Consider the following 14,738-nt stretch of genomic DNA (forward strand, 5'->3'; position numbering starts at 1 on the left):
TACCGGGCCGCCAAGTCACTGACGTACCGTCAGCTCCTGCGGGGTGACCGCCGTCCGCTTCCCCCGCCGCGGTCAACTCGGGTTGCCGCGGGGCGGGGTGGGCATGTCGGGCCTGCCGTGCTCGATGTACTCGCGCACCGAGTCCGGCATCGTCGGGTCCTCCGACAGCAGCAGGGTCGGGTCGGCCCTGCCCTGGAGCAGGTCCGCCGCGTTCACCCCCGGCGGCAGGGTGAGCGAGGTCAGCTCGCCGACCTGTTCCAGCGCGGCCGCCCGCGCCTGGGCGATCGTGGTCAGCATCGCCTCCGACAGTTCCTTCGGCGTCATCCGGTGGTAGGCCCCGGTCGGGAACTCGATCGCCGTGACCTCGCCCTGCGCGGTGACCGTCACCTTGACCGTCTGCCGCGGCGCGGTCGCGGTCCCGGTGATCTCGTTGATCCGGCGCCGGGTCTCCTTCGCCTCCTGGCGCTGCTTGCGGTACAGCGCCATCAGGTCCTCGATCCCCTGGTCGTACGGGGTGGTCACGTGCTCTCCTCGCGTCGTGCGGTCTGTCGCGGCGGTGCGCCGGGCACCGCCGGATCTGCTGCGTCGGTCACCGGAACGTCCCTGCCTCAGACGACGGCACCGGAGCCGTCGGTCGCGGCCGACCCCCAGGTGTCGCCCTCCTGCACCAGCAGGTCGGCGATGCCGCGCCTGGCCGGTTCCTCCTCCGTCTCCTCCGCCGGTTCCTCCAGCTCCTCGTCCCATTCGTCGTCCGCGCCGGCCGCGCACGACAACGGGCTGCCGACGGCCAGCAGTTGGGCCGCGTCGGGGGTCACCGTCGCCGGTGCGCGGGTCGGCCGCCAGGTCGACAGCCGGGGCCCGTCCGCCGCCTCACCGCCGCCCGGCTCACCGGCCGGGCGGTCGCCCCACGTGCCGTTGTCCTCCGTCGTGTATCCGGGCGCCCGCACCTCGGCCTCGTCCTCCACCGGCACCGACCACAGCAGCGGTACGAACGCCGCACCGGCCAGGTCCCACGCGGCGGTGTCCTCACCCGCGTCCCCCGACACGTCCAGTACGGCGACGTGGTCGTCCGGCAACTCCGGTTCCGGCTCGGCCTGTTCGCCGTCGTCATCGCCGGAGGCGGCGGCTCGCGCGGTCCGGGGCAACGCCTCCCCGGCGCCCGCGCCCAGCAGCGGTACCAGTCCGCCCAGCGCCGGGCCGGCACCCGCCACGGCCCCGACGGCGCTGCCCACCTCGTCGTCCGCGGTGTCCGCGCCGCCGGCGGTCCAGGGCGCCGCGTCCGGCTCCAACAGCCCGGAGGCGTCGCTGCGTTCGTCCTCCCGGCCGGCGCTCGAAGCCGCCGCGCCGGGCATCATGGGCATCCCCGTCGAGCCCGCTTCCGGCGCTACGGCGACCGGCACTCCGTCGGCCCCCACGGTCCACCCCGCGGGCTCCTGCGCCGCGACTCCCGGCAGCGCGCCGGGGGTGATCTCGTCGGTGTCGGGGGAGCCGGTCCAGGGTTCGGCGTCGGAGTCGAGGAGTCCGGAGGCGTCGCTGGGGTCCGTGGTGTTGTTCTGTCCGGCGCCGCCGGCTCCCATGCCGGGCGTCATGGGCATGCCGCCGATGCCGTTGCCGACGTCTTCGCTGCCGGGGAATGCTTCCGCTTCCTCGTCGGTGGGGAGGTCGAGTCCGGGTGTGCCGGGGAGGGTTCCGGGGGTGATGTCGGCGTCGGTGTCGGGCGATCCGGTCCAGGGTTCGGCGTCGGAGTCGAGGAGCCCGGATGCGTCGCTGGGGTCCGTGGTGTTGTTCTGTCCTGCGCTGCCGGCTCCCATGCCGGGCGTCATGGGCATGCCGCCGATGCCGTCTCCTACCTCGTCGCTGCCGGGGAATGCTTCCGATTCCTCGTCGGTGGGGAGGTCGAGTCCGGGTGAGCCGGGGAGGGTTCCGGGGGTGATGTCGGCGTCGGTGTCGGGCGATCCGGTCCAGGGTTCGGCGTCGGAGTCGAGGAGCCCGGACGCGTCGCTGGGGTCGAGTGCGCCGCTCTGTCCGGCGCCGCCGGCTCCCATGCCGGGCGACATGGGCATGCCGCCGGCCCCGCCGACGCCGTCGCCGACCTCGTCGCCGCCGGGGAACGCCTCCGGTTCGCCGTCGAGGCCGGGGGTGTCCGTCGCGAGGCTCTTGAGGCCGGGCATGCCGCCCAGGCCGGCGGTGTCGAGGCCCTCGGGCGCACCGGACTCGGTCGCCAGGTCGCCGGGGAAGGACTCCGGCTCCGCGTCGTCCAGGCCGGGTGAGGACAGCGACTTGAGCGACGGGGTGTCGATGCCGTCGTCCAGGCCCGTACCGGTACCGGTGCCGAGGCCGCCGGGGAAGGCGTCCGGGATGCCGTCGCCGACGCCGTCGCTGCCGGGGAACGACGCGGGGGCCGCGTCGTCGAAGGCCGAGGGGTCGGTCGCCAGCTTGTCGCTGAGCGGCAGGCCGCCGGAGTCGCCGGTGCCGAGACCGCCGGGGAAGGCGGAGGGGGACAGGGCGGAGTCCGGGTTGAGGGCCTTGTCCAGGTCCATCGGCGTCATCGCGCTGTTGAGGCCGGCGCCGGGGTCGTCACCGGTCGCGAGGTCGCCTGGGAACCGGCTCGCCAGGTCGGCGGGCAGTTGCGGGGTCGACTGCGGGTCGGCGGTGAGCGAGCGGGGCATCTCCGGGTCCACCCCGGCCATGTCCGGCTGGTCGTCGAGGTCCGCCGGGTCCTGCTGCTGCGGATCGTTGTCCTGGGGGCCGTTGCCGAGCGGATTGGTGATCGGGGTGGGGGAGCGGACCGTGTCGATGGTGACCTGGTACTCGCTGGCCAGGCTCTTGAGCACCGCCCGCATGTCGTTGGTCATCATCTTGACCAGCTGCGGCTTCTTGCTGATCGGGATGAGCCCGTTGCTCATCGGCGTGACGCCCATCAGCGTGGCCTGGTTGGCGTACCAGGCGTCGATCTCGCCGATCTTGTTCTGCGCGTTGGTCAGGTTGGCGGCGTTGTCCGCGAGCTGCTGCGGAACCGAGTGCTGGCCGGTGCTGCCGCCGGACAGCACGTCGGCGGTGGCGGCGACCTGTTTGGAGAAGGTGTTCATCATGTCGAGGAAGGCGTCGGCGGCGTCGCCCTTCCACGGGCCGTTGTCACCGGCCAGCGCCTTGCCCTGGTTGGCCAGCGACTCGGCGATGCCGGCCAGCACCAACTGGACCTCGTAGAAGGCGTCGGCGGCGTCCTGGATCGACTGCGGTGAGGCGACGGACTGGGCGTGGTCCTCGTTCCCGGAGTCGGCGACGCCGGCGGACATGCCCTTGATGGCCGCCTCGATCTGCTTCCAGTCCCAGGTGTCGTAGTCGGAGATGGTGCCCGGATCGGTGCCCGGATCGCCGAAGACGGCGCCGTCGTCGCCCTGGTTGAAACCACCGCTGTTGTAGTCCGTGCCGCTCATGGTCCGCTTCAGCTCTCCGCTCGCGCCTGGTACGAAGTCGCGCCGCCCGCCCCCGTGTTCGCCATGCGGGCGACCGCCGGCCGGGGCCCGGTTCCCGGCCGGCCGGCGGTCGCCGGGGGTGGCGGCGCCACCTCAGGTGGTCGTGCTGCCGCCGCCCTGACCGCCCGAGTCGGTCATCAGCGTGGTGAAGTCGCCGCTGGTCGCCTGGAGCGCGTTCTGCAGGTCGGTCGACGTCATGGTGCTGGCGTCCTCGACGGTGGAGTACTTCTGCGCCAGGGACCTGATGCCGTCACGCAGGTCGCCGAGACCCTGCCCGAGGTCGGCCAGGACCTTGACGTAGCTCTCCTTGAGGCCGTCGTCCGCGTTGGGACCGTTGACCTTCGTGCGCATCGCGTCCGCGTGGTAGAACGCGCCCGGTGCCACGCTCGTGCCGCCCAGCTTCTGCGAGGCCTGCTGGGTCGGCGCGATGAGCTTGTCGATGTTGTCGGCGAACAGGTTCATCGTGGGCGTGTCCACCGAGGTGCCCCGGCCGCTCGCGCCGGAACCGCCCGGCACCGCCGGAGGGGTGAACGGGTCGGAGCTGGTGAAGGTGCCGTGGCCCGGCGGGACGGTCGTGCCGCCGCCGTACTGCTGGGCCTGGTGCGGTGGCGGGGTGTTCGCCGGGGGGAGTGTGCCGTCCAGAGTGCCGTAGGTCATCGCTCATCAGCCCCAGAGGGAGACGCCCTGGCGTTCACCGTTGGAGTAGTACTCGTTGATGTTGCCGAGCATCTGGGTCGCCGAGGTGGCCTTCTGCGTCATGTCGGCGGCTGCGGAGTCCCACTGCGCCTTGACCTGCGCGTAGGTCTGCTGGGCGTCCGACGTCCACTCGCTCAGGTTGACCTTCGACTGGTTGTCGAGCTCCTGGAGCGTCTGGTTGATGCGCTGGGTGATGGAGTTCATCTCGCCGACGATGTAGTCGACCTGCTCCATCTGCACGGTGTACGTGGTCATGCGTGGTGCTCCTTACGCGGCGGTCCGGGCGTGAACGGCGAGTGGGTGACGGTTCGTCAGAAGCCGGGCAGGCCGACGGCGCCCGAACCGATCTGCTGGGCGACCTGGTTGGCCACCTGCTGGGTGTTCTCGTGCGTGTTGGCGTACACGTTGGTGTTCGCCGACAGCTTCTCCAGCATCGTGCGCAGTGCGGAGTTGACCTTGGTGAAGTCCTGGAGCCACTCCTGCATCGCGTTGCCGTAGATGGTGGCGGCCTCGCCGGTCCAGCTCGCCCGCAGGCCCTCGATCTGGCCGTCCATCTGCGAGTACGAGTTGGTCGCCTCGTCGAGTGCGGTCTGGAACGTGGACTGCGCTGCGGTCATTCCCTGGAGTTCGACTGACGTCAAAGCCATGGGGATCCTCTCCTCGCGTGCGGTGCCGGCCGGAGCCGTTCAGGGGGGTGACGTGTTCCCATGCTGGTGGGGTCCGGTGCGCCCGGGGAAGTGATCCCGCCCGTCGGTGCCCGCGCGTGCGGGGAGTTCTGCCTCTGTGTCCCCTCCGGTCACCCCAGTACGGCGGTTTCCGGCCGCCGTTGGGCCGGTGCCCCACCCGCCCCCGGGGCCGCGGCGCTCGCGGTCGGCGCGGCGGGACCGGCGGGGCTCGGGCCGGTGCCGGTGCCGGGGTCGGCATCCGCACCGGTGGCGGGGCCCGGGCCCGTCGCCGTACCCGGGGTCCCGGCGGCGGTACCGGCGGCACCGGCCACGGGGGTGGCCCCGGACGGCCCCGGCGTGGCGGCGAAGCGCGGCAGGTCGGCGGCGGTGACCGTGCGCGAGCGGGCCGACGACGCCAGCCGTTCCGCCAGCCGGTGCGCCTGCCACACGCCACCGCTGACCGGCGCGGTCGTGAACGCCCCCGTCAGCGCGCCCGCCGCCCCGTCGTCGAGCCGGAACCCGAACCGCGCGAGGTGACGTGCCGTCAGCTCAGTCAACTCCTGGGCGGTGTACGGGCCGAGCTGTACGTACTGGGGGAACGCCGCCGCCAGTTCGGTGTGTTCACGCATCACGTCCATCAGGTGCTGCGGCGTACCGCTCAACACCACGACGGAACGCCGGGGTTCGGCCGCCAGCGCCGTGATCGCGCCGAGGACCGCGGCCACCTCGGCCGGGGAGCGGTCGTGGAACGCCGCGTCCAGCTCGGCCACGAGCACACCGCCCTCCGCCTCCTCCAGCAACGACGCCAGCCGCACCACCGGCTGCCGCGGCCAGCGGGCCGGCACCGCCGACAGCGGCACGTGCCGGGCCACCCCCGTCCCCAGCAGGCCCAGTTCCGCCAGGCAGCGCCCGTAGACGCCGGCCAGCGCCCGCCGCCCGCTGCCCGGCGGGCCCTCGACCACCAGGTTCGCGGCCGCCGAGATCCCGTCGGCCCCCCGCCGGCCGCCGGCCAGGTTCGCCAGCCGGGCGAGCAGCGCCTCCCTCGCCTGCCGCACGCCCGTCATGCCGCGCAGCGCCCGCAGCCCGGGGGAGTCGGGCAGCGCGCCGCCGCCCGCCCCGGAGTCCGCCGACGGCTCGGGCGCCACCGTGACGACGTCCTCGCCCATCAGGGTGCTCAACTCGCTGTCGTCCAGCGGCGGAGCGGTCGCCAGCCGGGACGCCTGCCGGCTGATCATCTCCTCGAAGACCTGCCGCGCGACCCGCCCGTTGCCGAACGTGTCGGTCTTCGGCACGTCCTCGAAATACCGGTCCAGCCCCTCCATCGCCGACGGTGCCAGCTCGTAGTAGTGCTTGGCGCACAACCCCCGCACGATGGTGACCAGTTCGGCCGGGCTGTAGTTCGGGAACTCCACCGACCGCGCGAACCGCGACGCCATGCCGGGGTTGGACGCCAGGAACTGGTCCATCTGCTGGGAGTAGCCCGCTGCGATCACCACGATCTCGTCGCGGTGGTCCTCCATCAGCTTCATCAGCGTCTCGACCGCCTCCTGACCGAAGTCCGGCCCGTTGCCCCGGGACTGGTTGGTCAGGGTGTACGCCTCGTCGATGAACAGCACGCCGCCGAGCGCCTTGTTGAACACCTCGGTGGTCTTGATCGCGGTGCCGCCGATGATCTGCGCGACCAGGTCGGCCCGCGCCACCTCCACGATGTGGCCGCGGCCCAGGATGCCCAGCTCCGCCAGCACCGCACCGTACAGCCGCGCCACCGTCGTCTTGCCGGTGCCGGGCGGCCCGGCGAACACCAGGTGCCGGCTCATCGGCGGCATCGGCAGGCCCATCTCCTGTCGCCGCTGGGTCATCTTGTTCAGGTTGATCAGACCGGTGACCTCGCGCTTGACGCTCTCCAGGCCGACCAGCGCCTCCAGTTCGGCCAGCGGACCGGTCCCCGCGTGCCGCGCCGGGCCGGCGTCCGGCGCCCCGGCGGCCGCGCCACCGCCCGCCCCGCCGCCGGCGGCCGCCGCCACCGTCCGGGCCGGCGCCGCCCCGCCACCGGTGTCCACCCGCTCCACCGACAGCGAACCGCCGTCCGCCCGGACCTGGTTGACCGGTACACCCCCGTTGTCGCGCACCTCGCAGTCGTGCACCCGCACCGGTTCGCCGGTGTCGCACCGCACCCCGTCGCCGCCGTTGTCCGACACCACGCAGTTGGTCAACTCGGCCCGCCCGGACGCCTGGAGACTCACCCCGTGGCCCTTGGCACCGGTCACCCGGCAGCCCACGCCGGTCAGCGCGCCGCCCGCCACCCGGACCCCGTCGCCGTCCGCACCGGTGAACTCGCTGTCCCGTGCCGCCAGTTCACCGTCCGCGCCGACCAGCACACCGCAGTCCTGGAACGCGCAGCCGTCCAGCTCCACCCGCGCCGCGCCCTCCACCGCCAGCCCGGTGCCGCCCGGCGCCCGCAACCGCACCCCCGACAGCAGCGCCCGCCCGCCGCGCCGCACGTCGATCCCGGTGCCCTCGTCCGGGGCCAGCCCGGCCTCCCGTACGGTCAGCTCCGCGCCGTCCTCCACCACGAGCCCGGCGCCGCCCGCCAGCGTCAGCCGCTCCAGCCGGGCCACCGCGCCGTCCGTCAGCCGTACTGCCGCCGTCCGCGCGTCGCGCACCGCCAGCCCGGTCGCCGTCACCCGCGCGTCCGCCCCGGCCAGCAGGCCCACCGGCGAACCGGAGATCTCGCAGTCCTCCAGCCGCGGCGCGCCGCCCGCCGCCACCTGCACCCCGACCCGCGCGGCGTCCGACACCACGCACCCGCGCAGCACCGGCGTGCCGCCCGCGATGTGCACCGCCTGACCCGCCGACCCGGTGAACTCGCATGCGGTCAGCGCCACTTCACCGGTGCTGGTCAGATAGGCGTCCAGCGCGGCGCTGCCGGTGACCGTCACCTTGCGCAGGTCCGCGGCGCCCGACTGCTCCACCGCGATCGCCGGCTTGCCGCTGCCGTCGATCCGGGTCGACTCCACGACGGCGCCGCCCTGGCCGTTGACGCACAGCCCGTTGCCCCGGGCCCGCACCAGCGAGCAGTCCCGCAGCGTCAGCCGCCCGTGCTCGGCGACCACCACGGCCGACGAGCCGACCTCGGTGATCTCGCACCGCTCCACCACACTGCCGCCCGCCGAGGTCACCACGATCCCGGCGCCCTGCGCGTTGGTCACCCGGCAGCCGCGCAGCGCCACCACACCGTCCTGCCAGGCCAGCACCGCCGCCCACGCCTCGCCGGAGATCCCGCAGCCGTCGAGTGCCGCCTGACCGCGCCGCACGTCGAGCACCGGCGCCTCCCGGTCACCGCCGCTGAGCGTCAGCCCGGACAACTGCACCGCCTCCGCGTCCAGCACCACCGTGCTGCCGGACCGCGCGTGCACCAGCACCTCGCCGCCCGCCCCCTCGGCGGCCAGCGTCACCGGCCGGGTGATGTGCAGCGTCTCCTCGTACCGCCCGGGGCCCACGGTGACCAGCGCGCCCTCCGCGGCGTCCGCCAGCGCCCCGCTGATCGACCGGTACGCCCCCGGCCGGTCCGGCGAGACCGACAGCACTTGCCTGGTCACAACGTCGCTCCCTTGTCGGTCCCCTGTACGGGCCCGGTCCCGTCCGTCCGGCCGGGCACCGCGGACAGCAGTCCGGGCGCCCCGCCCCACACCGTGCGTTCCGCCCGCGGGCTCCCGGCACCGGCCGCCGCGTTCCGCAGTTCGGCGGCGGCGCGCTCCATCCCGTCCAGCGCGATCTCGTCCAGCGGCGCCGGCCGCACGTCGACCCGACCGTCCCCGGCGATCTCGGACGGCGACAACTCCCGCATGAGCACCGGCGATTCACCGTCCGAGGCGCGCAACACCTTGAACACCGTGCCGGGCGGGAAGATCACCCGGTCCGGCACGGCCGGCTCCAGCAGATGGGTGCGCCGGGCCGTCATCGACCAGATCATGAACTCCGTGCCGTCCTCGCCGCCGTCCTCGCCGACCGGCGGCGGGCCGGTCCACGCCGTGCAGAACGCCCACTCGGTCGCCAGCCGCCCCTCCCGGAACCAGGCCCGCTCCGCCGCGGTCACCCGGGCACGCAGCACCGCGGTGCCCCGGTACGACGGCAGCCTGCGCAGCCCCGCCGAGACACAGCGCGCCAACGGCACGTGCGGCCCGGCCGCCGCCGCCCGCACCGCGTCGTCCACCGCCCGGCTGTCACCGGCCAGGTACAGCCGCACGGCGGCCAGTTCGGTCACCGCGTCACTGGCCTCACCGCGCGAACCGCCGCGCAGCCCCGGCGACTCCGACAGCACCCGCGACACCGTCCCGGCCACCGCGTTGTACTGCGCGCTGAACGCCTTGCGCACCCAGTCCCGTTCCTGCTCGGTCCCCCGCTCCTGCGGAACGGCACACGCCGCCGCCTTCGGAACGGGCTGCACGCGGACCCCGGCCACCCGGGGCGCGGCGGGGGCCGCCGGCGGGACCGGTGCCGCCGGCAGGACGAGCCCCGGCAGCGGCGACGCGTCCGGCGCGGCGTCCGGCGCCGCCTCCCGCGCACCGTCGGCGGGCCCGGACTCCAGCCGGATGCGCGGCGCACCGACCCGGCCGGCGGGCGCGGCCGGTGCGGGCGGCGCAGGCGTGGCCGGTGCGGGGTCGGGTGGCGCCGGTACGGCGGGAACGTCGCCGGTCGGTGAACCGGGCGGCGCCGCGGGTGGGTTGACGGAGGCGGGACGGGGGCCAGTGCCGGGACTGGCGTCGGTTGTCCCCGGCGCGGGTGCCGGGGACGGCGAGGACGGTTCGTCCGGCCGGGGCGGTAGCGCGACCGGAGCCGAACTCCCCCCACCCGCAGGCGTGTTGACCACGACCGGCGGCACCAGCGCCTTCACCAGGTCCGGCGCTCCCGGAGCCGGCACGGTCACCGACCCCGTCGGCCGACCCGGAACCCCGGCCGGCGTCGGACCGCCCGGCCCCGGCGACGGCGGACGCGGCCCACGGTCGGCGTCCGGATCGGGGGACGGAACGGCGCCGCCCGGCACGGGAGTCGGCGTCACCGAGGGCAACGGCAGCCGCGCGAGCGGCGGGGCCATGGGGGAGGGGGCCGCCGGGGCCGGCGGAGCTTCGGGGGCCGGAGCGGTCGGCGTCGGCGGCGCCTCGGGAGCGGGGCCCGTCGGGGTCAGCGGTGCTCGCGGAGCGGGGTCCGTGGGCGTCGGCGGGGCCTCGGGGGAGCGGCCGGTCTGCGTCGGGCGTGCCTCCTGGGCCAGCGGTGCTCCGGGAGCGGGACTCTCAGGCCTGAGCGGTGCTTGCGGAGCGGATGCCTCCGACGCCAGCGGTGCTTCCGACGCGAGCGGGGCCTCGGGAGCGGAGTCCGTCGGCGTCAGCGGTGCTCCGGGAGCGGATGCCTCCGACGTCAGCCGTGCCTCCGACGCCAGCGCTGCCTCCGCCGCGGCAGCGGTGCCCCGCCCCGGCGCCGGTGCCGTGGCGAAGCCCTCCCGTTCCGTGGCGAAGCCCTCTTCCGTGGCGAAGCCTCCCCCTTCCGTGGTCGGCGTCGCCGGTTGTGCCGGGCCCGGGGCCGACTCCGTGCGGGTGCGGGCGGCCGGGGTCGCCGGGCCGGACTGCGTCAGCGCGGTGGTGGGCGGCGCCGGGGCGGGGCGCGCGGCCGGGGTCGCGCCGGGTGTCGTCGCCGGTTCGTCGGGGTCCAGCGACGCGAGCGCCGGAGCCTCCTCGGCGGTGCGCGCGCGGGGAGCGGCCGGCGTGCCGGGGGCGGGCGCCGACCAGGGGCGGGGGCCGGCCGCGGAGTCCGTCGCCCACGTGCCGGGGCCGGCGCCGGCCGTCGCGGCGGCCGCCGGCCACAGGTGCGCGTAGTCCGTGGTGAGGCCGGGCTCGTCGGCGGGGGCGACGGTGAAGCCCTCGCGGCTGTCGGGCGGCATGCGCCACAGCAGGTCCTCCGCGAGCGCCCGCATGCGTTCCGCGGTCTGCGGCGTGCCGCGGTCGTACAGGATCGCCGCGTACCCGGGGTCGGCCGGCACCCGGCGTACCTCGTCGGCGTTGGCCGGCTCGGTCGGCGGGCGCATCCACAGCCCGCTCTGCACGACCTCCACGACCGCGTCGGCCGCGTACTCGTAGAGCCCGGTGGACACCCGCGGCACCCCGAACAGCGGGTCGCGCACCCCGAACAGCAAGGGAGGGGCGGCCTCCTGGCCGGCCCGGGGGAAGTACATCAGCTCGCTGACGAACGGGCGGCGGCCCGGCGAGCCGTCGGCCCGCGGCACCGCCACGTCCGGCGAGTCCAGCCCGGTGCGCCGGCCCACCGGCACGCCCGCGTACAGCACGACCTGCTGCTGGAGGGTGTCGGCCAGCTCCTGGCCGAGCGCGGTGTCCATCGCCCGCCGCGCGACCGGCCCGAAGTGCACGAACCGCACCCACGAACGCGCCGACGGCAGCACCGTCTCCCAGAAGCGGGCGACGTCCGACAACGGCACCGGCGGACCGCCCGGCGTGCCCAGGACCACGGTCAGGATGTCGGGATGGCTGGGGAGCCGGTCGATGAGCCACTGGCGGCCGGCGGCGAACGCGGCCGGATCGGGGCTGCGGACCCACACCCCGCTCGGCACCGGCTCCACGACGCCGTGGTCGCTGGTCACCCACGGCCGGTCGAAGGTGGAGAACTCCCAGCGCGGCTTGGGGAACCGCTGCGAGTCACGGTCCGGCTGCCGCCCCGGCCGGTACCGCAGCCAGCCGGCGCCGCGGTCGCTGGGCACGAACAGCCCGCCGCCCGCGGTCGGCAGCGCCTCGCCGTCCGGTACGACCACCAGCCGGCCCAGCAGTTCCGCCAGCCGGGCACCCGCCCGCCGGGTCTGCGGCGGCGTGGCCCGTACCGGAACCAGCCGCAGACTGCCCCGGGTCCTGGCCAGCGCCCGCGCGACGCCCTCGCACGCCGCGTCGAAGGCGTCGAACGGCACGTCGGCCACCACCAGGGTGTGCTGCGCGTCGGGGGCGAGACCGCGGGCGAACGCCAGCGCCGCGCCGTCCGGCTCGCCCCGGGGGTGGACCAGCAGGGCGTGGCCGGCGGGGGTGAGCTGGCAGCGCTGCCCGGAACCCGCCGTGCGCCCCGTCCTCGTCTTCAGGCGCATGGCCTCAACTCCCCCCGACGGTGGCCCGGGCGGCCCCGATCCCCAGGCCGGGGCCGTGCGGCAGGTCGTGCAGCAGGCCGGCCGGCAGCGCCGTCGCCGGCGCGCTGCCCAGACCGAGCGCCTGTCCCGAGGCCTGGTCGTCGACGCGGTACGCGATGCCCTGGTCGGTGATCAGGTACGCGGCCGGGCTCGACCGCTGGGCCAGCTCCTGGTCGCGGTCCACCGCCACCAGGCCGTGCAGCGCGGGCACCAGCACCGGTGAACGCCCGGTGGCCGCCGCACCGCCCTCCAGCACCACCCGGGTCGTCAGCTTCGCCCCCTGCGACCGCTGGAGCAGGCACACCGCCCGCTGCCCGAGCGCCGCCTGCGGTGCGTCCAGCACGTCGGGCAGCGGGTCGGCCGGCAGCCCCGAAGCGGCCTCCGGCACCGCCGCCAGGTCCTGCGCCGACACCCGCAGCGCCGGTGTCGCCCCCGGCTTCGCCGCCAGCAGCGCCGCCGCCGTCGCGCCGACCGGCGTGAAACCGTGCGCGGTGAGCACGTAGTGGTGCACGCCGCCGGCCACCGCCGTGGTGAACAGGTCGCCGACCCGGGCCGGCCGCCCGGCGACCTTCCCGGCCGGGCGGCCCGCACCGGAGATCATCGGCGCCGTCAGCGGCGTCCCGGACCGCAGCGACGCCAGCCAGTCCGCCGGCGCCGCGACGGCCCGGTCCCCGTCCAGCCCCAGCGCCACCAGCACCGACAGCGACGGCACCGGATACGGCACCCCCCGCCACAGCAGGTACCGCTTGCCGCCCGGCCCGGACAGCAGCACCTGCCGCCCGGCGGGCACCGCCGCGGTGCCGTCCGGCGCGAAGTCGACGACCTGCCCGTCGCCGACCCCCGGCCGCAGACAGCGCGTCCACGGCCCGTTCAGCAGGCCGGCCGCCGCCGGCAACGAGTCGGGGGCGCCGTCGATGCCCACCGGTGCGCCGTGCGGGGTCGCGCCGAGCGAGTTGCGCGAGACCGACGTCACCGGCGCGCCCTTGCCGACGATCAGCAGCGCCGACGCCCAGTTGCGCAGCGGACGCAGTTTCCCGCCGGTGTACAGGTACCGGGTCCCGGTCTCCTTCTCCACCACCACGGTGCCCGCGGTGCGCCAGGAGGTGTTGCCGCCGGGCGAGACGAGCCCGTAGATGCCGAAGCCCGCGCACAGCAGCACCACGACGCAGGCGCCGAGGAAGGTGCCCAGCGCCGTCCGCTTCAGCGGGCTCTCGCCGCGCCCGGGGTCGCCGCTGACCAGGGCGCTCGACAGCCGCCCGGTGGCGAACTGGTAGGCCTGGAGATGATCACGCCGTGTCTGCACCGCGCCCGCCCCCTCAGCCGGCCAGCGACCGGAAGTAGGCGTAGGTGTGCAACGCCTGCAACAGCAGCGGCAGCAGCGCGATCGCCGTCACCATCTCCAGCGTGTCGCCGCTCTGCCCCCACACCGGGAGCAGCCGCCCCGACGGCAGCCGCCACGCCGCGACCAGCAGCCCGCCGACCGCCGCCAGCAGCACCGCCGTCACCGCGATCCGCGCGTCCGGACCGTCCGGCGCCAGCCGCACCAGCAGCAGCGTCACCAGCCCGACCGCGCCCGCCACCACCAGCGGCAGCCGCTGCAACGTGCCGGTCAGCGCCCGCGAGCGCAGCAGCACCGCCGCGCAGAACAGCAGCGGCAGCACCCAGCCGATCCAGCCGTCCGCGTGCGTCATGAACCACACGCCCGCCACGTACACGAACGCCGACGACAGGCTGATCACGTCCAGGCACAGCGTGGCGATCCGCACCCGCCGCTCCACCCGCTCCTGCGGCTCCGGTTCGATGTCGCGCTGCAACTCCTCCGCGTCCCGCGGCAGCAGCGGCACCCGCAGCCGGGCCAGCCGCAGCGTCAGCCGCGGCCCGAAGTGCCCGCCGGCGAACATCGCCACCGCCACCACGGTCGCCGCCTGCCCGCCGTGCCAGCCGACCACCGTCATCAGCCCGGTGGCGATCCCGGCCGCCACCGCCGTCAGCAGCGCGGTCCCCGGGATCTCCGGCGGCAGCGCCCGCAGCGCCAGCAGCGCCACCGCGCACACCACGACGCACCCGGCGGCCACCAGCAGCCCCGGCAGCCCCGGCGCGTAACCGCCGCCGGGCCCGTGCCGGAACGTCAGCCCCACCAGCGCCGCGAACCCCAGACAGCCCAGCCCCGCCGTCACCGCCGCGCCCCGGTTCGCCCCGGCCCGCGCCGCCGCCACGCACCCGGCGCCCAGCACCAGCGCCGCCACCGCGGCCGGCACCGCCGACCGCGCGCCCGGCCCCGCGCCCAGCAGCGCCGCCGCCAGTGCCGCCAGCGCCACCACCGCCAGCGCCAGCGCCAGCCCCCGGGTCAGCGCCGGCCGCCACCGGCCCGGCAACGCGCCCACGGTGAGCGCCACCCCGTCGCTGATGTCGTCGAACTGCAACGCCGGCAACACCGCAGGCGCCGGCCGCAGGTACAGCAGGTCGCCGTGGCGCAGGCCCGTACTGTCCGGCGTGCCGTCCGGGTCGAGCGGGTCCTCCCCGAGCCGTTGCAGCACCCACGGCGTGCCCGGCTCGGCCGGCCCCGGCGCGACGTGCCGCACCAGCACCGGCATGAGCGCGGACAGCGGGGTGCCGGCCGGCACCGCCAGATCGGCCCGGCCCTCGGGGCCGACGACGGTGATCCGGCAGACCCGGGGCCCGGAGTCGGCCGCGGCGTACGCAGTGGTCATCGGGCGGCTCCGT

Annotated in this window: 9 protein-coding genes; all 9 read right to left on the reverse strand. The window is 75.7% G+C overall.

The window, feature by feature from the left end:
• Positions 1–72: 72 nt before the first annotated feature.
• Positions 73–522, reverse strand: a complete 450-nt coding sequence (locus POF43_RS13665) for a YbaB/EbfC family nucleoid-associated protein (RefSeq protein ID WP_271323692.1) — start codon at positions 520–522, stop codon at positions 73–75.
• Positions 523–608: 86 nt separating this feature from the next.
• Positions 609–3,437, reverse strand: a complete 2,829-nt coding sequence (locus POF43_RS13670) for a hypothetical protein (RefSeq protein ID WP_271323691.1) — start codon at positions 3,435–3,437, stop codon at positions 609–611.
• A 132-nt stretch (positions 3,438–3,569) separates the two neighbouring features.
• Positions 3,570–4,133, reverse strand: coding sequence for a hypothetical protein (locus POF43_RS13675; protein ID WP_271312406.1), 564 nt, complete (start codon positions 4,131–4,133; stop codon positions 3,570–3,572).
• 6 nt (positions 4,134–4,139) lie between these two features.
• On the reverse strand, positions 4,140–4,427 hold the full coding sequence (locus tag POF43_RS13680; protein WP_271312405.1) for a WXG100 family type VII secretion target: 288 nt from the start codon (positions 4,425–4,427) through the stop codon (positions 4,140–4,142).
• A gap of 56 nt (positions 4,428–4,483) precedes the next feature.
• On the reverse strand, positions 4,484–4,819 hold the full coding sequence (locus POF43_RS13685; protein WP_271312404.1) for a WXG100 family type VII secretion target: 336 nt from the start codon (positions 4,817–4,819) through the stop codon (positions 4,484–4,486).
• A gap of 149 nt (positions 4,820–4,968) precedes the next feature.
• Positions 4,969–8,436 (reverse strand): right-handed parallel beta-helix repeat-containing protein, encoded by a 3,468-nt coding sequence (locus tag POF43_RS13690; protein ID WP_271323690.1) that lies wholly within the window; start codon positions 8,434–8,436, stop codon positions 4,969–4,971.
• Entirely contained in the window at positions 8,433–11,975 is a 3,543-nt protein-coding gene (locus POF43_RS13695; protein ID WP_282704570.1) for a hypothetical protein, read from the reverse strand. The genes POF43_RS13690 and POF43_RS13695 overlap by 4 nt, the downstream gene beginning before the upstream one ends.
• Before the next feature lie 4 nt (positions 11,976–11,979).
• Complete coding sequence (eccB, locus tag POF43_RS13700) at positions 11,980–13,317, reverse strand: type VII secretion protein EccB (protein WP_271322815.1); 1,338 nt, start codon at positions 13,315–13,317, stop codon at positions 11,980–11,982.
• Positions 13,318–13,330: 13 nt separating this feature from the next.
• A complete protein-coding gene (eccD, locus tag POF43_RS13705; protein WP_271322814.1) occupies positions 13,331–14,725 on the reverse strand; it encodes a type VII secretion integral membrane protein EccD in 1,395 nt (464 codons plus the stop codon).
• Positions 14,726–14,738 lie beyond the last annotated feature (13 nt).

Origin of the sequence: Streptantibioticus silvisoli (assembly GCF_027947535.2) — a bacterium.
Lineage (GTDB): Bacteria > Actinomycetota > Actinomycetes > Streptomycetales > Streptomycetaceae > Streptantibioticus_C > Streptantibioticus_C silvisoli.